At 31.8% G+C, this 21,094-nt stretch carries 20 protein-coding genes; 11 read left to right on the plus strand and 9 right to left on the minus strand.

Features of this window, described 5'->3' with window-relative positions:
* Window positions 1-172 precede the first annotated feature (172 nt).
* Both deoC and deoD read left to right on the plus strand, forming a co-directional pair.
* Entirely contained in the window at window positions 173-841 is a 669-nt protein-coding gene (gene deoC, locus DU428_RS08045; protein WP_113965939.1) for a deoxyribose-phosphate aldolase, read from the plus strand.
* A gap of 20 nt (window positions 842-861) precedes the next feature.
* Complete coding sequence (gene deoD / locus DU428_RS08050; protein WP_072351610.1) at window positions 862-1,563, plus strand: purine-nucleoside phosphorylase; 702 nt, start codon at window positions 862-864, stop codon at window positions 1,561-1,563.
* 101 nt (window positions 1,564-1,664) lie between these two features.
* Here deoD and DU428_RS08055 read toward each other — a convergent pair whose 3' ends face one another.
* Window positions 1,665-2,405, minus strand: coding sequence for a DUF6503 family protein (locus DU428_RS08055; protein ID WP_113965938.1), 741 nt, complete (start codon window positions 2,403-2,405; stop codon window positions 1,665-1,667).
* 84 nt (window positions 2,406-2,489) lie between these two features.
* On the opposite strand from DU428_RS08055, the gene smpB reads away from it, so the two are divergent.
* Window positions 2,490-2,948: an SsrA-binding protein SmpB gene (gene smpB, locus DU428_RS08060; protein ID WP_072351608.1), complete on the plus strand. Its 459-nt coding sequence runs from the start codon at window positions 2,490-2,492 to the stop codon at window positions 2,946-2,948.
* Between the two features lie 51 nt (window positions 2,949-2,999).
* Here smpB and DU428_RS08065 read toward each other — a convergent pair whose 3' ends face one another.
* Complete coding sequence (locus DU428_RS08065) at window positions 3,000-3,641, minus strand: protein-L-isoaspartate(D-aspartate) O-methyltransferase (protein WP_113965937.1); 642 nt, start codon at window positions 3,639-3,641, stop codon at window positions 3,000-3,002.
* 119 nt (window positions 3,642-3,760) lie between these two features.
* Window positions 3,761-4,027, minus strand: coding sequence for a hypothetical protein (locus tag DU428_RS08070; protein ID WP_113965936.1), 267 nt, complete (start codon window positions 4,025-4,027; stop codon window positions 3,761-3,763).
* A 211-nt stretch (window positions 4,028-4,238) separates the two neighbouring features.
* On the opposite strand from DU428_RS08070, the gene DU428_RS08075 reads away from it, so the two are divergent.
* From DU428_RS08075 to miaA, 8 genes are all read left to right on the plus strand, one after another.
* Window positions 4,239-5,198: a Gfo/Idh/MocA family protein gene (locus DU428_RS08075; RefSeq protein ID WP_113965935.1), complete on the plus strand. Its 960-nt coding sequence runs from the start codon at window positions 4,239-4,241 to the stop codon at window positions 5,196-5,198.
* 70 nt (window positions 5,199-5,268) lie between these two features.
* Window positions 5,269-6,159: a 3-hydroxyacyl-CoA dehydrogenase family protein gene (locus tag DU428_RS08080; RefSeq protein ID WP_113965934.1), complete on the plus strand. Its 891-nt coding sequence runs from the start codon at window positions 5,269-5,271 to the stop codon at window positions 6,157-6,159.
* A gap of 90 nt (window positions 6,160-6,249) precedes the next feature.
* On the plus strand, window positions 6,250-7,488 hold the full coding sequence (locus tag DU428_RS08085; protein ID WP_072351603.1) for a DUF1015 domain-containing protein: 1,239 nt from the start codon (window positions 6,250-6,252) through the stop codon (window positions 7,486-7,488).
* Window positions 7,489-7,565: 77 nt separating this feature from the next.
* A complete protein-coding gene (locus DU428_RS08090; protein ID WP_113965933.1) occupies window positions 7,566-8,222 on the plus strand; it encodes a YggS family pyridoxal phosphate-dependent enzyme in 657 nt (218 codons plus the stop codon).
* A 97-nt stretch (window positions 8,223-8,319) separates the two neighbouring features.
* A complete protein-coding gene (locus DU428_RS08095; protein WP_113966177.1) occupies window positions 8,320-9,684 on the plus strand; it encodes an exonuclease domain-containing protein in 1,365 nt (454 codons plus the stop codon).
* Window positions 9,685-11,649: a DUF3857 domain-containing protein gene (locus DU428_RS08100; RefSeq protein WP_113965932.1), complete on the plus strand. Its 1,965-nt coding sequence runs from the start codon at window positions 9,685-9,687 to the stop codon at window positions 11,647-11,649.
* A gap of 47 nt (window positions 11,650-11,696) precedes the next feature.
* A complete protein-coding gene (locus tag DU428_RS08105) occupies window positions 11,697-12,587 on the plus strand; it encodes an ion transporter (RefSeq protein ID WP_113965931.1) in 891 nt (296 codons plus the stop codon).
* Window positions 12,588-12,614: 27 nt separating this feature from the next.
* Complete coding sequence (gene miaA / locus DU428_RS08110) at window positions 12,615-13,526, plus strand: tRNA (adenosine(37)-N6)-dimethylallyltransferase MiaA (protein WP_113965930.1); 912 nt, start codon at window positions 12,615-12,617, stop codon at window positions 13,524-13,526.
* Window positions 13,527-13,587: 61 nt separating this feature from the next.
* On the opposite strand, the gene DU428_RS08115 is transcribed toward miaA, so the two are convergent.
* From DU428_RS08115 to DU428_RS08140, 6 genes are all read right to left on the minus strand, one after another.
* The gene (locus DU428_RS08115) at window positions 13,588-14,301 is read right to left on the minus strand and encodes a response regulator transcription factor (protein WP_072351598.1); all 714 of its coding nucleotides are present in this window, start codon (window positions 14,299-14,301) and stop codon (window positions 13,588-13,590) included.
* A 4-nt stretch (window positions 14,302-14,305) separates the two neighbouring features.
* Window positions 14,306-15,883, minus strand: coding sequence for a sensor histidine kinase (locus tag DU428_RS08120; protein WP_072351597.1), 1,578 nt, complete (start codon window positions 15,881-15,883; stop codon window positions 14,306-14,308).
* Between the two features lie 70 nt (window positions 15,884-15,953).
* Window positions 15,954-16,547 (minus strand): dephospho-CoA kinase, encoded by a 594-nt coding sequence (gene coaE / locus DU428_RS08125; protein WP_113965929.1) that lies wholly within the window; start codon window positions 16,545-16,547, stop codon window positions 15,954-15,956.
* Window positions 16,548-16,596: 49 nt separating this feature from the next.
* Window positions 16,597-17,562 carry a CdaR family protein gene (locus tag DU428_RS08130; protein ID WP_083585098.1) on the minus strand — a complete coding sequence of 322 codons (966 nt, stop codon included), beginning with the start codon at window positions 17,560-17,562 and terminating at the stop codon, window positions 16,597-16,599.
* Window positions 17,562-18,566 (minus strand): glycosyltransferase, encoded by a 1,005-nt coding sequence (locus DU428_RS08135; RefSeq protein WP_072351594.1) that lies wholly within the window; start codon window positions 18,564-18,566, stop codon window positions 17,562-17,564. The genes DU428_RS08130 and DU428_RS08135 overlap by 1 nt, the downstream gene beginning before the upstream one ends.
* A 76-nt stretch (window positions 18,567-18,642) precedes the next feature.
* Entirely contained in the window at window positions 18,643-21,042 is a 2,400-nt protein-coding gene (locus tag DU428_RS08140) for a fibronectin type III domain-containing protein (RefSeq protein ID WP_113965928.1), read from the minus strand.
* Between the last annotated feature and the right edge of the window lie 52 nt (window positions 21,043-21,094).

The raw sequence follows: 21,094 nt of genomic DNA on the forward strand, positions 1-21,094 counted from the left end.
GTTAGTTTAAAAACAGCGTAAGTCTTATTCTTAAGATGCACGCTGTTTTTTTAAATACTACTAAATCACCAAGCATTCTTCCTTCCTGCACAAGCAATTAAAGATTTAGTTCTTTATATTGTGTGATAATTATCATATTTTCAAATTAATAAAAATCATAATTTTGTTTACTATGAAATTAAACAAATACATCGATCACACACTTTTAAAAGCTATTGCAACAAAAAGCGACATTATTCAACTTTGTAACGAAGCCAAAGAAAACGATTTTTTTTCCGTTTGCGTAAATTCTTCTTATGTAGCCTTAGCTAAAAAGGAATTACAAAGCTCTTCGGTAAAAGTTTGTAGTGTTATTGGTTTCCCTTTAGGAGCTATGAGCACACAAGCAAAAGTAGCCGAAACCAAACAAGCCCTTCTAGATGGAGCAGATGAAATTGATATGGTAATGAATATTGGTGCTTTAAAAAGTAAGGATTTTGAATTCCTTAGCAAGGATATTGAAGCGGTAAAAAATGCGATGCCTAATAACACGCTAAAAGTTATTTTAGAAACTTGCTATTTAGAGGAATCAGAGATTATAAAAGCTAGTATATTAGCTATAAAGGCTGGTGCAGATTTCATTAAAACTTCTACAGGATTTGGAACTGGCGGAGCAAGCATCAAAGATGTTGAACTAATGAAAAGTGTACTAGGCGATTCTAAAGTTAAAATTAAAGCTTCAGGAGGAATTAGAGATACTAGCACCGCTTTAGCATATATAAATATTGGTGTAGAAAGAATTGGAACTTCCAACGGAATAGCAATTGTAACCGGAGGTAATTCTAAAGAAAATAATTACTAATAAACAGTAAAAAAAGAAATATGAGCAGCATACATATTGGAGCCAACAAAGGCGATATAGCCGAAACTATCTTATTACCAGGAGATCCATTAAGAGCAAAATGGATTGCAGAAACTTTTTTTGAAAACCCTGTTTGCTTTAATGAAGTTAGAGGAATGCTTGGTTACACCGGAACCTATAATGGAAAACGTGTTTCGGTAATGGGAACAGGAATGGGAGTTCCTAGTATTTCTATTTATGCACACGAATTGATTACGCAGTTTGGCGTTAAAAATCTTATCCGTGTTGGTAGCGCAGGCTCTTACCAAAAGCATGTGGAGGTTAGAGATATTGTAATAGCAATGGCTGCATCATCTAATTCTGGAGTAAACGAATTACGTTTTAGTGGTGCCGACTACGCCCCTACTGCAAACTTTGAGTTATTTCAAAAAGCTGTAGATGCTGCCAAAGTCAAAAACATCCCTATTAAAGCTGGAAATGTTTTTACAAGCGATGAGTTTTATGCAGATGATTTTGAGTCTTATAAAAAATGGAGCAAGTTTGGGGTGCTTTGTGTAGAAATGGAAACAGCAGGACTATATACCGTTGCTGCAAAACACGATGTAAAAGCATTAGCTATTTTAACTATATCCGACTCTTTAGTTACTGGAGAGAAAACAACAAGTAAAGAAAGAGAAACCACTTTTAAAGAAATGATTGAGATTGCTTTAGAGTTAGCTTAATATACCTTAAATTAAAACCATTATTGTAAGTATTGCCTGTTTTATAAACACGCACAAGTACTAACGATAATGGTTTTAAAATTTAATAAAGTCAAATTGTTTTATTTGACGCTTATATTTTTAAGTTCTATTTTAGATAATAACTTTAACTTATCATTCTCAAAAACCTTATCTAAATCGAAAAGTTGCAAGCTTTTATCTTCGGTTTTAAAATTATTATAATCTACAAATCGCAAACCATTTACTGTACGTGAGTTGTAGGCTTCACGAAAACGAAGACCTAAATCTCCTGTATATTCTTTAAAAGAATAAGCTAAATAATCCACCGTAAAGGTTTCTGTATTTACCCAATATACAAACACATCATCATGGTCCTCTCCCCCACCTTCTTCATTAAAAGTTACTTGAACCTTATGGTAGTTTTTCTCTTTTATAGAAACTTCTCCTAAATACTTTTTATTTACAGCAGGATCATTTAATCCGTATGGAAGTAAAGCAAAGTAATGTACCGAGTTTACTGAAGCTGCATATTTCACAGCCATACTATCGGCCACGGCAACAACTTTACCATCAATATATCTTTTAAATCCATCGTTATTTAAAACATCTCGAATTACTTGTGTTGAATCTTTAAATTCTCGCTCGTATTGATAGATTCCATGGTCACGAGTAGCTTTATAGTGTTTATCTCTAAAGTCGAATTCTATTTCTACTTGCAGAAACTTTTCACCTCCAGAAACTTCAATGGTCTTGTCAATTATACTTTCAGCATTTACTAAGGTTTCTTCTTTGCAAGCCGTAAAAACTAAAAAAAATAGTATTAAATATTTTAAATTCTGCATATTATAAAAGTTCTTTAGATTGTTGTAAAATTAAACAATTAATAACATATTAGCTCTTGAAATAATTGTGTAATTTTGGCAAACATGCAGAACAGAGTAAACATAAAAAACAAAAGAGCAAAATTCGAGTACGAAATACTTGATAAATATACTGCTGGAATTGTTTTAACGGGAACCGAAATAAAGTCTATTAGAGACAGTAAAGCTTCTATTGCTGAAAGTTTTTGTGAGTTTAACGAGCAAAACGAATTGTTTGTTATAAACATGACTATTCAAGAGTATGTTTATGGAAATTACTACAACCACAAACCTAAAGCTGAACGCAAACTTCTATTAAACAAACGCGAGTTGAAAAAACTTGCGAAAGACGTTAATACAAAAGGATTGACTATTGTTCCTCTTCGATTATTTATAAACGAAAGAGGTTTGGCAAAATTAGAAATAGCGTTAGCTAAAGGAAAGAAACTTTACGATAAACGTGACACTATTAAAGATAGAGACAACAAAAGAAACTTAGATAGAATAAAGAAAATCTACAAGTAAAGTAGATTTTCTTTATAAGCCAAGTAGAAGTTTTGCTTTATCTATAGTTTATTAGTTTTTATCTTCTAACAAAGGAACAAATCGGAATTCACCAAACTCATGTTTTTCGAACTCTTTTTCACTTTTTCTAATAAATAAAGTCATTGTTTGTACCTCATCGCCTACAGGAATAACCAGCCTTCCTCCTATTGCCAACTGACTCAATAATGGCTTTGGAACAAATGGTGCTCCTGCTGTTACAATAATTCCTTTAAAAGGTGCTTCTGTTTTTAATCCTTTATAACCATCACCAAAAATTAGTTGTTTAGCACGAAAACCTAATTTAGGCAAGAATTTGCTGGTTTTCTTAAACAACTCCAACTGTCTTTCAATACTATATACGGTTGCACCTAACTTACATAAAACTGCAGTTTGATAACCACTACCAGTTCCTATTTCTAGAATTTTATCTTTAGGTTTTACCTGTAATAATTCTGTTTGAAAAGCAACAGTATACGGCTGTGAGATGGTTTGGTCTGCAGCAATAGGAAACGCTTTATCTTGATAAGCATGATCTAAAAAACTAGAATCCATAAACAAATGTCTAGGTATTGTATTAATAGCTGCAAGTACATTTTTATCTGTTATCCCCTTAGCTATTAGTATATCAACTAGCTTCTGTCTTAATCCCTGATGTTTAAAAGTATCCTTCAAAAGTATAATAGTTTAAAAGGCTAAAATTACACAAAGATTTTATAGACTGTAAACAAAAAAGCATAAAAAAAGCACCAAGCTTTATAACTTGGTGCTTTACATTTACTTAGTTGTAAATTTTATTTCGATATAACTTTTTTATAGGTAATAATGTCTTTTTTACCAACCAATGCAACCATTTTATTGGCTTCTTCTAAAGAATTTGCATAACCTGTAACTTTCCCATAGTTACTCTCCACCCCCCAATAATACATATTTTCAATACTTGTAACTGTACCCGTATTCGATTTTGAATCTTTAGTACCTAAAGTTGGTGTTTCACTGTTTGCAGAAACACTTGTTGCAATTAACAAAACTGATCCTAATGTCAAAATTAATCTCTTCATAAATAATAATTTTTAAGTTATACATTATCGTGCTATAGTTAGCAGCACAGCTCATTAACTATCTATAATATAACACATTAAAACTATATTATTCTTAAATGGGAGTTAAACCTTGGTTAAGACATTGTTAAAACCTGTGCGTTTCAAAAAGATTGACTAGAATTGACAATTAAAAAATTAAAAATCTTATTTTTGTGGAAAACGTATATCTATGCTAAAAGCTGGTGTTCTTGGTGCCGGTCACCTTGGAAAAATTCATTTAAGACTATTACAACAATCTGAAAAATATAACCTTGTAGGTTTCTATGATGCAGATCCTGAAAACGGAAAAAAAGTGGAAGCCGAATTTGGCTATACTTACTTTGATTCTATTGAAAAACTTATAGATGCTGTTGATGTTGTTGATATTGTAACTCCTACTCTTTCGCATTACGATTGTGCAAAACAAGCTATTGCTAAAGGGAAACATATATTTATTGAAAAGCCTATAACAAATACTGTAGAAGAAGCCGAAACATTAAGAGCTTTGGTTGCAGAACACGGAGTAAAAGGACAGGTAGGTCATGTTGAAAGATTCAACCCTGCATTTATGGCTGTAAAAGACATGCTAGATAAACCAATGTTTATTGAAACGCATCGTTTGGCAGAATTTAATCCACGCGGGACAGATGTTCCTGTTGTTTTAGATTTAATGATTCATGATATAGACATTATTCTAAGTGTGGTACAGTCTAAAGTAAAACATGTTTCAGCAAGTGGTGTTTCGGTAATTAGTGAAACTCCAGACATTGCAAACGCTAGAATAGAATTTGTAAACGGTTGCGTAGCAAACTTAACAGCAAGTAGGATTTCTTTAAAAAACATGCGTAAAACACGCTTCTTCCAACGTGACGCCTATATATCGGTAGATTTTCTTGAGAAAAAATGCGAGGTTGTAAAAATGAAAGATGCTCCAGAAAACCCTGGAGATTTTGATATGGTTTTACAAAATGCCGAAGGAGTAAAAAAACAAATCTATTTTGACAATCCGGAAATTTCTAGCAACAATGCCATTTTAGACGAATTAGAATCGTTTGCAGATGCTATAAATAACAACACAAAACCTATCGTAACACTTCATGATGGAACGGAAGCACTACGTGTTGCTACCATGATTATAGATCAGTTTTAAAAATTTCAGAAAAAAGAAAAATTAATAATAAACAGATTCCTGCAAGCACAGGAATAAAAAATAATATTTTATGAAAAACGTAGCAGTAATTGGAGCTGGAACCATGGGAAATGGAATTGCGCATACATTTGCTCAATCTGGATTTAATGTTCAACTTATAGATATTAGCGAAGCTTCTTTAAAAAGAGGAATGGACACCATTGCTAAGAACTTAGACAGAATGGTTGCTAGAGAAAAAATTTCAGAAGCTGATAAAGCTGAAACTTTAGGAAATATTACAACTTTTACTAGTATTACAGATGGGGTTAAAAACGTAGACCTTGTAGTAGAAGCTGCAACAGAAAATGTTGAATTAAAACTAAATATATTTAAACAACTAGATGAAGCTTGCCAAGCAGAAACCATTTTAGCTTCTAACACCTCATCTATTTCTATTACTCTAATAGCAGCAGTAACTAAGCGTCCAGAAAAAGTAATTGGAATGCACTTTATGAACCCTGTACCAATTATGAAATTGGTTGAAATTATTAGAGGGTATAGCACAAGTGACGAGGTTACCAACACAATCATGGAGCTTTCTAAAAAACTAGGAAAAACACCTACAGAAGTAAACGACTACCCTGGATTTGTTGCTAACAGAATTTTAATGCCAATGCTAAACGAAGCTATAGAAACTTTATATAACGGAGTTGCTGGAGTGGAAGAAATTGATACAGTTATGAAATTAGGAATGGCTCATCCTATGGGACCTTTACAGTTAGCTGATTTTATTGGACTAGACATTTGCCTATCGATTTTAAATGTAATGTACGACGGATTCAAAAATCCTAAATATGCTCCTTGTCCATTATTAGTAAATATGGTCAGAGCTGGTAAATTAGGTGTTAAATCTGGAGAAGGTTTCTATGACTATTCTGAAAGTAGAAAAGCAGAACATGTTTCTAAACAATTTTCTAAGTAAGCATTGAAAAAATCATTGGAAGAATATATAGAAACGTGGTAGTGTTTTAAATATTACCACGTTTTTATCCTTAAAATGTAAACTTTTAACATGGCAAAAATAACTCCATTTAAAGCAGTAAGACCTACTAGAGATAAGGTTAGCCTAGTTGCGTCTCGTTCCTACCAATCCTATACACAGGCACAGCGAGAAGCGAGGTTGGACAACAATCCGTTTTCGTTTTTACACATTGTAAACCCTGGTTATAAATATGCCAGAGAAATTACGGGTGTAGAGCGTTATACTTTGGTAAAAAACCGCTACTTAGAGTTTAAAGAAGAAAACATCTTTATACAAGACGAAACTCCTTCGTTTTATATGTATAAAATTGTAGATAGAGACAAACAAGTATTTCATGGTATTGTTGCTGCAGCAAGTGCTGAAGATTATGAAAATAATATCATAAAAAAACATGAAGACACCATTGAATACAAAGAGATTGTTTTTAAAGACTACCTAAAAACAGTTGGCTTTAATACAGAGCCTGTACTCCTAACCTACCCGGACAACAAAACTATTAATTCCATTTTTAACAAAATGGAAAATGAACGTGCAGAATACGAGTTTACAACCACATTTAGAGATACACATTACCTGTGGAAAATTGATGACAAAGAAACCATAAAAACCATTCAAGATGAGTTTCAAAATATGGAAACCATTTATATTGCAGATGGTCATCATCGTACTTCTTCTTCGTATCTATTAAGTAAAGACTTAAAAGAAAAAAATTCTGAACATAACGGTACAGAAGCATATAACTACTTCATGACTTTTTTAATTCCGGAATCTGAGTTAAAAATTCATGAATTTAATCGTTTAGTAAAAGACTTAAACGGATTAACTAAAGAAGAATTTCTAATAAAACTAGATGCTTCATTCAAAATTGAAAATAGAGGTATTATACCATATAAACCTACGCAGAAGCATCACTTTAGTATGTATCTAGACGGGGAGTTTTATTCCCTCTCTTTAAGAAAAGTAAATCATTCCTTTTCAAATTCATTAGACGCCTTAGATGCACAGCTATTATACAACACTATCTTACAACCTATTTTAGGTATTGAAGATTTACGTAACGACACAAGAATAAATTATCTAAACGGAAAAAAAGATATTATCAATTTAAAAAGCAATATTGATAATGGAGATTTTGCAGTTGGATTCGGTATGGTTCCTGTTACTATTGAAGAAATGAAACAACTTGCAGACGACGGCTTAAAAATGCCACCTAAAAGCACCTATATTGAGCCAAAACTTAGAAGCGGTGTTACTATTTACGAGTTTTAAAATCCGTAATACTAGAAGTTTGATATCTAGTAAATAATTCGTTAATTTCATTCTCTTATAAAAAAACAAATATCTAAATGAGCATTACAAAAAACCTACAAGACATACAATCTCAGCTTCCTGAACAGATAACTCTTGTAGCTGTTTCTAAAACCAAACCTGTTTCAGAAATTATGGAAGCCTACCAAGCGGGACAACGTATTTTTGGTGAAAACAGAATACAAGACATGGTAGAGAAATATGACGAAATGCCTAAAGATATTCAGTGGCATATGATTGGTCATGTACAACGCAATAAAGTGAAGTATATGGCGCATTTTGTTAGCCTGATTCATGGTGTTGAAAATTTCAAAACACTAAAAGAAATAAACAAACAAGCTGCAAGACACGACAGAACTATTGATTGCTTATTACAAATAAAAATAGCTACAGAAGATTCTAAATTTGGTATGTCTGCAACCGAAGCTTCAGAAATATTACAATCTGAAGAGTTTTCAGATCTTAAAAATGTAAACGTAGTTGGCGTGATGGGAATGGCAACCTTCACGGAAAACCAAGAACAAATAAAAAGAGAATTTCTTTCTTTAAAAGCTGTATTCCAAGATTTAAAAAAAATAATCCCAAAACTAGAAACTATTTCTATGGGAATGAGTGGCGACTATAAACTAGCAATTAAATGTGGAAGCACCATGGTTAGAGTTGGAAGTAGTATCTTTGGAGCTAGAAACTATTAAACTGTATTTGTTTTATAAAACAATACACACTTAAATCTTTAAAAACCTACATCGTCACTACCCTTTCGTATTGACAAGTACTAAAAAAACAGAACTCATTTACACAATAGTAGACATAGAAACCACTGGTGGTAAGTATAATGAAGAAGGCATAACAGAAATTGCCATTTATAAATATGATGGCCATGAAGTGGTTGACCAGTTTATTAGTTTAATAAATCCAGAGCGCGAAATTCAACCTTTTGTAGTAAACCTAACCGGAATTAACAGCAAAATGTTACGCAATGCGCCTAAATTTTACGAAGTAGCAAAACGTATAGTTGAAATCACCGAAGACACAATATTAGTTGCTCATAATGCAAAATTTGATTACCGAATTCTGCGTACTGAGTTTAAGCGCTTAGGCTTCGATTTTACACGCAAGACTTTATGTACTTTAGAACTTTCTAAAGAACTAATTCCGGAACAAGAATCCTATAGTCTTGGGAAGCTTACTAGAGCATTAGGCATTCCTGTTGCAGATAGGCACAGAGCTGCCGGAGATGCTTTTGCAACGGTTAAATTATTTAAAATTCTTTTAGAAAAAGATGTAAAGAAAAACATCATTCAAGAATCTATAAAGCACGAACCTAAAACTCAAGTAGAGTCTAGACTTTTAAGTATTATTGAAAGCCTACCTGCTATTACCGGTGTATATTATATACACGAAGCAGATGGAGAAATAATCTATATTGGAAAGAGTAAAAATATTAGAAAGCGTATTAACCAGCACTTTACAGGAACTACTCGTAAGGCTAAAAAAATTCAACTTCAAGTTGCTGCAGTAACATACGAAGCATGCGGTAGCGAACTTGTTGCACTTTTAAAAGAAAGTGAAGCTATAAAACAAAATAAACCCATCTACAATAGAGCATTGCGAAAAACTGTTTTCACCCACGCTCTATACAGTTTTACAGATGAAAATGGCTATATCAATCTAAAAATTGATAAGGTAGACGGAAGAAAAAAACCTATTACTACTTTTAGTAACAGACAAAGTGCTAAAAGTTTTATGTTTAATAAAGTAGAAGAATATCAATTATGCCAAAAGCTTACAGGTTTATATGATTCTAAAAGCCACTGTTTTAATTACACCGTAAAAACTTGCGAAGGAGCTTGTGTACAAGAAGAAGCTCCCGAGGAATACAATAAAAGAGTTCAACAGCTAATTGATAAAAACTCTTTTTCTAATGAAAATATAGTAATTGTAGATAGAGGTCGTGAAGTAGATGAACGCTCTGCTATTTTAATTCAAAATGGTGTTTTTAAAGGAATTGGATTCTTTAATTTAAACTATCAAATAAATAATTTAGATGTCTTAGAATCTATAATTACACCAATGGAAAACAATAAAGATACCCAACATATTATTAAAAGCTATTTAAGACGAAATAAAAATATAAAAGTTTTAAATATAAAGTAAATGAAAAAAATATACCTACTAATTAGCTTTCTTCTTACTACCGTTTTTTTGGGGCAAGCACAGCAGTTTCATCATAATTATTATGCTGCAACCAAAGCTGATTTAGAAACCAATATTTTTGAAAAAGATTCTACAGCAAATGCTTTAGTTATCTACGAATTTGGTAAAACCTATGTTGATGATAGTTCTTTTGAATTAAAACACGAGTTCAAACAAAAATTAAAGATATTAAATAAAAAAGGCTATAATCATGCTACGGTTATGATTTACCTTTATAACTCGGGAAGTAAAAAGGAAAAAGTTTCTGATATTCAAGCCACCACACATAATCTTGTTAATGGAAACATCCATAAAACAGAGCTTAATAAAAATGAAATCTACACAGAAAAATATAATGAGAATTACACTTTAGTTAAATTTACATTTCCAAATATTCAAGAAGGCTCTGTAATAACTTATAGTTACACCCTTACATTACCTTTTATTTACAAGTTTAAAGGTTGGGAGTTTCAAAGTGAAATACCTAAACTATATAGCGAATACAATACTAGCATTCCTGCTAATTATGATTATAATATAAAACTTGTAGGCACTATTCCACTAGCAAAAAACAAATCAGATTTAAAACATCATTGCCTAGAAACTGCTAGAGGAGGTTCTTCAGACTGTACCGAATCTATTTATATCATGAAAAACATTCCTGCTTTTATTGAAGAAGATTTTATGACAACTAAAAGCAATTACCTATCAAGAATAGAATATGAATTAAAAACTTTTAAAGGATTTGACGGAACTGTTGAAAACATAACCAAAACCTGGAAAAACACAGATAGAGAAATTAGAGACAACAAAAACATAGGCAAACAATTAAAAAGAAAAGTAGATAAAAAACAGCTCTTAAGTGCCGATATTTTAGAAGAAAAAGACGCTCTGAAAAAAGCTGAACAGATTTACAAACACATTCAGGACAACTATACTTGGAATAGCAATTATAGTATTTTTGAAGATGTTTCTATAAAAAATTTAATAGATAAAAAATCTGGAAGTGTTTCCGAAATTAATATTCTTTTGCATAATTTACTAGAAGCATGCAATATAGAAGTAAAACCCATAATTCTTTCTACTAGAAACAATGGTTTACCAACAACTATATATCCTGTAATTTCCGATTTTAATTATTTAATTGTACAAGCAAGCATTAATAATAAAACCTATTTATTAGATGCTACAGATAGGTATTTAAGCTTTGGTCAAATTCCGTTTAGAGCTTTAAATCAATATGGAAGACTTCTAGATTTTAAAAACGGAAGCAAATGGGTAGATATTGAAGCGCTTCCTGGTTCTAATATAAACTATAGAGTAAATCTTCAATTACATGCAGATCAAAATATAACTGGCGAGATTCAATTTAATAATAGAGGATATCCTGCTTTAACTGAAAAAAAATCGTATTTCGAAAACCCAATACAACACCAAAAGGATTTACAAGATGAATATGAGAATTTAGAAATTTTTGAATACCAAGCAGAAACCGAAGCAAAAAACAGCTTAGACTTTAATGAGAGTTTTAAAATTAATTACGAAGCAGAACAAATTGGAGAACAGCTTTATATAAACCCGTTTATCTTTACTTTTTTTGAAGAAAACCCTTTTAAACTTCAAGAACGTAGCTATCCATTAGATTTTGGATATAAAAGAGCTTATATATATTCGTATAAAATTAAAATAGATACTGCTTTTGAAATTCTAGAAACACCAAAAGAAACTATTTTACAATTACCAGAAAATACAGGACAATTACTATTTAATACCCTTGTAAATAATAATGAAATAATTGTTTATTTTAAACTAAGCTTTAACCAAGAAATATATACTAAAGAATTTTATCCGTATATAAAAAAAGCAATGAGTACCGTTGTAAATATCCAAAAGAACAGTACTATTGTATTAAAACGAAGTAATTAATCTCTTTTCACTACTTTTGAGAATATAAGTAATTATTTAAATACTTAATGGCCGAAAAAAAACCACATATAGATTGGAAAATAAAAGTTCATGATATTATTTATGAAGCGGAAACTCCTGCCGGTAAGCTATTTGACATTATTTTACTTATAGCCATACTAGCGAGTATCTTATTAGTGATGCTAGAGAGTGTGGAATCTTTAGATAATCAATACCATGCATTCTTTGATATTTCAGAATGGGTAATTACCATTATGTTTTCTATAGAATATATCTTACGTATTATCTCTGTAAAAAAACCCCTGAAATACATTACCAGTTTCTATGGTGTTATCGATTTACTTTCTACCCTCCCAAAATATCTATCTTTAATATTTGTAGGAACGCATGCACTTGTAGCATTTAGAGCTATTAGGCTATTGCGTGTTTTTAGAATCTTAAAACTTGTAAGATTTCTTTCTGCATCGAACCATTTAGCAACAGCTTTAAAAGCAAGTAGGGCCAAAATTTTAGTGTTTGTATTAACCATGTTAATTACCACTATTATTCTAGGAACAGTAATGTACCTGGTTGAAGGAAAAGAAAACGGCTTCGACAATATTCCGAAAAGTGTTTATTGGTGTATTGTTACACTTACAACTGTTGGTTTTGGAGATATTACTCCGCAAACACCACTAGGGCAAGTTATCGCCTCCTTTGTAATGATTATGGGGTATGGAATAATTGCTGTACCTACAGGAATTGTTACCGCAGAATACGCTAAACAAGACAGCAAAATGAATGACTCTGACGATAAACATAAGCATAGTGTTTCACCTATACCTCCGCACCCAAGTGAAATAGACACAAACTCCTTATCCTGCCATAACTGTATGCAAGAAGGTCACAAAGATGGAGCTAAGTTCTGCTTCAACTGCGGTCACGATTTAAATACCTAACCTCAATACTCCTAAATTATCTCTAGTATAGAAAATAATAAGTATCTAATTTCTATTGTAGGTCCTACTGCAATAGGAAAAACTTCGCTAAGCATTAAATTAGCGCAGCATTTTAATACGGAAATTATTTCGGCAGACTCTAGGCAGTTTTTTAAAGAAATGCAAATAGGAACTGCTGCACCAACTCCTGAAGAATTAGCAGCTGCACCGCATCATTTCATTCACCATAAATCTATTGAAAATAAATATAGTGTTGGTTCTTTTGAAAAAGACGCTATACAAAAGCTAGATACGCTTTACAAAAAACACGATATAGTTATTATGGTTGGTGGCTCTGGGTTATATGTAGATGCTGTAACCAGAGGCTTAGATCATTTTCCTGATGTAGATAAAAGTATTAGAGAAGAATTAAACTTAAGGCTAGAAAACGAAGGTCTAGAAAAACTACAAGAGCAGCTTAAAAACCTTGACGAGGAAACCTATAACACTATTGCCTTAAAAAACCCACAACGAGTGGTAAGAGCCTTGGAAGTGTGTTTAGGAACAGGTAAACCTTATTCCTCCTTTTTAAACAAAGACAAAAACAAAAGAAACTTTAAGACGATATCTATTGGCTTAACTGCTGAAAGAGAAATTATATACGACAGAATAAACCAAAGAGTAGATATAATGGTTTCGGAAGGTTTATTAGGCGAAGTTCAAAAACTAATACCGAAGAAACATTTAAACGCATTAAATACGGTAGGCTACAAAGAATTATTCCAATATTTTGACCAAGAATGGACATTGGAATTTGCTATAAGCGAAATTAAAAAGAACAGTCGTCGCTTTGCAAAACGCCAATTAACATGGTTTAAAAGAAATGAAAACACACTTTGGTTTGATTATAAAACCAATGTAGAAGACATTATAAAAGAAATAAATAACAAGAAATTATAATTAAGCTCAAAAAAAAATCCAACTTTAAAAGTTGGATTTTTTTATACTATAAAGTTAAGTCTTACTTAGCTTCGTTATTAACAACTAATCTAAAACCTTCCCCATGAATATTAAGAATTTCTACATTTTCATCTAATTTTAGATACTTACGTAATTTAGCAATGTATACATCCATACTTCTAGACGTAAAATAATTATCGTCTCTCCATATTTTAGTTAACGCTAATTCTCGAGGCATTAAATCGTTTTCATGTAAAGCTAATAGTCTTAAAAGTTCGTTTTCTTTTGGAGATAATTTCACTTGATCACCACCTTTATAAGTTAAAAAACGAAGCTTAGAGTTTAGATTAAATCCACCAATTTGAAATTCAAACTGTTTACTATCTGTAACAGAGTCTGAAGCTTTACGCTGAATGATTGCTTTAATCTTCATTAAAAGTACTTCACTATCAAATGGTTTATTTAAATAATCATCTGCACCTACCTTATAACCTTTCAGCACATCTTCTTTCATTGCTTTTGCAGTCAAGAATATAATAGGCACATCTGTATTTTTCTCACGTATTTCTTTAGCTAAAGTAAATCCGTCTTTATAAGGCATCATTACATCTAAAATACATAAGTCGAAATCATCTTTTTTAAATTTCTCAAAGCCTTCCATACCATTTTTGGCATGTGTAACTTCATAATCATTCATCATTAAATAATCCTTCAAGACTGTTCCAAAGTTAGGATCATCTTCTACTAGTAAAATTTTCTTTTGTTGTTCATTCATAACTTTATGATATTAACGGAAGCCTTATAGTAAAGGTACTTCCCTTGTCTTTTTCACTTTCTACTGTAATATAACCATGATGGTCATCTACAATTCTTTTTACATACGCCAATCCTAGTCCGTGACCTTTTACATTGTGTATGTCTCCTGTGTGTTCTCTATAAAACTTTTCAAACACTCTTTTTTGAGCTGCTTTGCTCATTCCACTTCCGTGGTCTTTTATTTTAATTAAAATGTTTTCTCCAACATTTTCTGTACTTACTTCTATTATTGGTGCTTCTGGCGAATACTTTATAGCATTATCCAGCACGTTTACTAAAACATTAACAAAATGCGTATCATTTGCTAAAACTGAAGTTTTTTCTGCTTCCAGTTTTGATGTTATAGCACCTTGTCTATCTTCCACTATTAGTTCTACATGCGTGATTGCATCTTCTAATAAGTCGTGTAAATCCACATTTTCCTTACTAATGTTTAACTCGTTTTTTTCAAGTTTAGATATTCGTAATACATTTTCTACCTGTGCATGCATACGTTTGTTTTCCTCCTTAATCATTCCTAAGTAACGAAGCACCTTTTCCTTATCATCTATAATCTTTGGGTTTCTAATAGCATCTAAAGCTAGATTAATAGTAGCAATAGGTGTTTTAAACTCATGCGTCATATTATTGATGAAATCGGTTTTAATTTCAGAAATTTTACGTTGCCTAAAAAGCTGAAGTAATGCACTTGCATAAGCAATAATGATAATGGTTGTAAAAACGAAAGACAACACAATCATACTGATTATAGAAGACCAAATGAATTTATTATGTTTCGGAAAATTAAGTAGCAACCTGTAGTTATTTTCTTTTAATTCATTATCGAAAATTGGTACGCTAAAAGTAGAACCATTCTGCAATTCGAAAGCTTCACTTTGTACTTTAGTTGCTAAATCGTTATCATAAATTGCAAATTCAAAATCTATATCAATATTATCTTCTCTCAATTGTTTTTTAAGCAATCTCTTTATTTCACTTGGAGATACTCTTTTATAAATTGGCATTCTACTTGCAAAAAACCTAAAAGCCTTTTCAAAGGAAATTTTTTCTGCTTCGGTAAGTCTTCCAGAGTTGGAAATACTTAATACCGGATTCGTATTTAAATCATTTGAAGTAGAAGAATTTGAGTAAATCTTCGTTTCAGAATTACTTAATATTTTCTGAATATTAATACTATCTCTATCTAAACCTAAGTCAAAGAACGCAGAAGACAATGTGTAATTCTCTTCAAAAATACCGCTTTTATATACTATCGTTTCATTGGTATTTTGGTTTTGCTGTACAATAAATAAGTTTCTAATTGCTACGGTATCTGCTAGCTTTTCTTGATCTGCTAATTGCTGATACTTGGTATAGTACTTATCAATCTCTTTATTCTCTATTGTAGAAGTAGTATAACTTAATGCCTTTTTTACATTAAAAGTAAACTGTTCCTTTTTATTATCTACAGAGTTTTTTATATAGTACGCCTGCAATGAGATAATCCCAATTAGAGATAAACTCATTAAAACCACCAATAAGATGAATAGTTTTTTGCTCATCTGTTCAAAATTAACATTTTAACATTTAGAAGGCCTACCATTTAACCTTACCTTAACAAAAATGTTAAAGTTAACGTTTATAAATAGAATTAAGTAGTTGGTTATGTGTTTCTTGAACCTGTTTTACAGTATCTTCTAACACATTATTTTTAATGACAAAATCAGACAAGGCAATTTTCTTATCATCTTGCCATTGGTTTTTCATAATTGCTTCAATTTTAGAGACTGTAGTATTATCTCTTTTAAGCAAACGTTCTATTCTAGTCTGTATTTTTGCAGTAACTGTTATTATAAAGTCGCAGTGTTTGTAGCTTCCGTTTTCAAATAAAATTGCTACCTCTTTAATTATATATGGAGAATCTTGTTTTTTTACCCACTTTTGAAAGTGTTTTGCTACTCTAGGATGCACAATAGCATTCATTTTTTGTAAGTAGCTTTCATCATTAAAAATAATTTTAGCCAAATAAGGTCTGTTTAATTCCTCATTAATATAAGCTTCTTCTCCAAATAACTCTACCAACTTTCTTTTAATTACCTTAGAAGTATTCATGAGTTTTTTAGCTTCATCATCTGCAATATATATAGGAACACCTAATTTCTTAAACTCTTTTGCTACGGTAGTTTTACCACTACCAATACCTCCTGTAAGACCAACTATTTTCATGGGATGCTTATATTTATTTTGGCAGACTATCTTCTTTATTTCTAAAACGCTATTCGGTTATTATAAATTCTACAAACTCTTGTTTTAATTTACAATACTTCGCGAATTCTGGCTTTTTTACCAATTCTGGAATTAAAGAGGTTTGCCCTTCTACTAATTTACTATAATCGCAAACAACTTTAAAATCTGCCACATGAATATCATTAAAATTCGCCAAGCTAGTATAATACGATACGTTTACTGATTTAGGGAAATGTTTCAAGTTAATATCTATAGGGACATTAATTACCTGAACAGGAATAGGCAAGGTTCCTTCGGTATATTTTTCTACAACTGCAGAAAGCATAGTTTCTTTATTCGAAAACTTTAAATCTTTATCAAAATCTTCTAACTTCAGCACTACTCTTTTAGTAATATTTTGATTCACGTTACTTAAAGTAATTGTATCTGTTTTTATAGTTTTAATATTATCTAATAAAGACTTAGCCCCTATCACTCTTATAGAGTCAGGCTCTAACACAACTTTATCGGTTAGATTATACCCTGGACTATAACTTATATTTGAAACAAGCTCTATTGGTACATTCTTTACGTCATATACATCATAAGAAAACCACAAACTGTCCGGAACTATATTAACTAGCTCAATGTTTTTATTAAACTGTTTATGTAAGGATGCAAAGCCTTTGTTTTTAGACCATATATATAGAGAGTCGGTTTGATCTATATCTGTTGAAAAGTCAATTTTTATAGTTGGTTTAGATAAATGATACTGTAATAATTCAAATCCATAAGCTTTCATGGTTATTTCTAGCACTTGGCTAGAATCGTTTAAAACCACTTGCTCCTCAGGAATATTAGTTTTAGCTATATTGAATGTAAAGGTGTTGGTATAGCTTTTTGAAAGTTTTGTCAGCAATAAAATTCCAAAAGATAAAACTAGAAACAATAAAAAAATATTGATTTTTTTAGTTCTTATAAAAGAAAGTAATTTCGTTTTAATTGTGTTTATCATTATTTTTTGAAAAATAAATCTGGAAATTTTTGTTCCGGTTTTTTGTTTAAGACACTAATAAATAAAGTTGTTTTTAAAAACCCGTAACCGTAACCTAAAAACTGTATACAGATTGCAAACAATGCTTGTAATGCTATAATTATATTTTTAGTCTGAAATAAAGCTGCTATAAATACTATTATAAAATAAGCTATATATACATAAAGTAACACTTTAAATCCAAACAACCACAATAATAACGAAGCAATTAGTCCTATAGTAAAAACTGTTGGAAACCAATAAGTGATTTTCTTGGTATGTGGATGCCAAGAGTTAAGTATTGGCCTTACTAAACCAAATTTATGCACTTGCTTGTAAAATTTAAACCATGAAATTCTTCTTTTATGATATACAAAGGCTTCTGGAATTAGTTTTGTATTATAACCAAGTTTCCATAATCGAATAGACAAATCCGGATCTTCACCAGGGTGTATATTTCCAAAACCTCCTGTTTTTTGAAAGGCTTCTTTAGAAATTCCCATATTAAAACTTCTAGGCTGAAAAGTATTCACGCTATTCTTCTTACCTCTTATCCCTCCTGTTGTTAAAAAAGAAGTCATAGCAAAATTTATTGCCTTCTGAATATTAGAAAAAGATTCATGCGCTGCATCTGGCCCACCAAAACAGTCTACATAATCATTATCTAGACTTTTTGTTACCTCACTTAGATACTGTGGGGGCAAAATACAATCACTATCTAAAATTATATAATAATTCCCTTTTGCTTTTTGCATTCCGAAGTTTCTAGAATCTCCAGGTCCGGAATTTGCTTTAAAGTAATAGGAAATATTTAATTTATCAGAATAGCTTTCAACTACTTCCTTAGAGCTTACAGCCGAACCATCTTCCACAATTACGATTTCGTAATCTACAGTTGTTTTTAGTTGAAAAAAACTAGCTAATAACTCTTCAATCTCTTGAGGTCTATTATAAACAGGAATGATAAATGAAAACTGTAATTGCATAACACAAATGTACGTGTTACGCATAAAAAAAGCCACTCTTTCGAGTGGCTTTTTAATAATATATAAAGAGTTAAGATTAGTTCTTAATAATTCTTACTGTTTCTGTAGCATTACCAATAGTAACTTTTACAAAGTAAGCCCCTGTACGTAATGCAGACATATTAACTTCTGTATTAACTGTATTTGGTGCTGTACGTAAAACTTCTTGACCTAACATATTATAAACAGCTACACCATCTATATTTTGTTTAGCATTTAAAGTTAGCGTATTGTTTACTGGGTTTGGATAATATCTAAATGAATTAAGATTATCAAACGACTCTGTAGATAAGGATTGATCTACAACAATATTATCTAGGCGTAATTGATTCATATTCGCATCAGAATACGCATGAAAACCAAAGTAATATACTCCAGTAGCAGGAGCCGTAAAAGTCACGCTATCACTTTGTAAATCTCCACCTGAAACTGCTGGGTAATCTGCTAATACAGTTGTCATAGCTGCTGAAGTGTTAGCTGTTCCGTAAGCTACTTTCATTTTTTCATCCCAAGAACCTGAATTACCGAAATCGTAAGAAATATAATATTCCTGACCTGCTACTAAGTTAATAGCTTGTGTAAAGTACCAAGAATCTGCAGGATTTGAGTAATTGTAAGAGTAACGCATATGATTCGTTGTAAAGCCAGCACCCATTGTAGACGAATATGTCCATTCATTACCTGTACCCTCATTAATCACAGTACCACAAACTGTTGCAGCTTCAAAATTATCTAAGAAAGGAACATCCAAAGGTGTTGGGTCACATCCTGTTGAAAAACTAAATGGTCCCGACCAAGCACTTAAATCACCACCACCACAATCTGCTTGAACATAAAACTCGTAATTATTTAGAGCTATCAAGCCTGTTATAGTAAATGGATTTGATGTTACTCCTGCGTTTGTAGCTGTCATAGTCTGAGTCCCTCCAGCTGATAAATCAACCAATTCAATGTTCCATGCTGTCTCAGAACTTCCTACTGTCCAAACTAAATCAGCAGAATCATGATTAATATTTGATACATTTAAACTTAAAGGTTCTGGGCAAGTTGGAGCTTCAATTATAGACATATCATCTATAGCAATGTCATTTTCATAATTAGAATTTGTTTCTGTATCTACTACGAATCTCACTTTTATATTTCCTGTAATTGTTAAAGAGGATAAGTCTATACCTACCATTTCCCAAGCATCAACATCTCCATTACCATCCATATATACTTGATTCCAAGCTGCACCATCCCAGACATCTACAGTAATTGTGTTTGAGTTAGTCCCTCCTGCTACATAATGATGTACATAAAATTTAAGGTAAGGTGTTGTTAAACTAGTTACATCAATTTCAGGAGTCTCTAAAGTCGCATCAGTTGCTGTATCAGAAGTTGACGCATCTACATAGGCAAAATATCCAGACCCCGAAGTATTATCAAAGTAATCATTTCCAAATGTAGGAGATGTATTAAAATCCCAAACTCTTGTCCCTGTACTATATGTACTCCAACAATTAGGAATTGTTCCGCCATTTTCAAATGACTCTGTTAAAGGTGTTGTAAAAGCATCACAAAGCGTTGCAAAACTATAAGGCCCTATCCATGCACTTTGCTCTCCTGCTCCACAAAAAGCTTGCACATAAAACTCATAAGTTGCTGATGGATTTAAGCCAGTAAGACTATAAGGCTTTGTCGATGTTTCTGAAACTATTGTTCCCGTTCCTTGGGTAAAACCTAATTCACCGTATTCTATATTCCAAGATGTTTCTGCATCTCCAATAGTCCAATCTAAATCTGCGCTAGTAGTGGTAATATTTGTTGCTGTTAAACCAGAAGGTGACGGACAAGTTTGTGCAATTCCTTCAAATATAATATTAGAAGTATAGCTTAAACGAGCACTAGCATCTAAAGGTGATGCAGGATCTGGATTCGTCGAATCACTTCTATAGTACATTGCAATATTAGCAGCTCCATCTGTTTTTCTCCAAGACATTGAGCAGTTATACCCTTGCTTGTTTTCATCAATAGCTACTATTAAATTATCAGTGCCATTATAAGTAAATGGTGCATCTAATGTTAATGTAAACCAATTATCCTCTGCTGGAAATGTAACAACTCCAGTAAAAGCTTGTGTTAAATTAGCAACTGGTTCCCAATCACTTGTTGATGCGAATTCTGTTTTTGTTGAATGTCCTAAATAAACTGTCCACTCATCACTAGAGGAGAAATCTGATGTGCTTGATGCTGCATCTAAATAAAAAGACAAAGCAGTTATATCACCTGAAGCATTAATGTCTGAAGCAAAATAGATTTGCTGCGAATAAGTATATCCATAACAACTGGATATAGGAAGCAGGGTTGTTGTCCCTGTGTCATCACCTACTTGCACCTGACCAATGGATAGCCAAGAACTAATAAGCATAAATAATAATAAAGTAGTTTTCTTCATAATAAATTATTTGGTTAGTTAATTAACTACGAAAAATATCTATTTTAATTCA

It is taken from the genome of Oceanihabitans sediminis (assembly GCF_003337215.1).
In the GTDB taxonomy this organism is placed as follows: domain Bacteria; phylum Bacteroidota; class Bacteroidia; order Flavobacteriales; family Flavobacteriaceae; genus Oceanihabitans; species Oceanihabitans sediminis.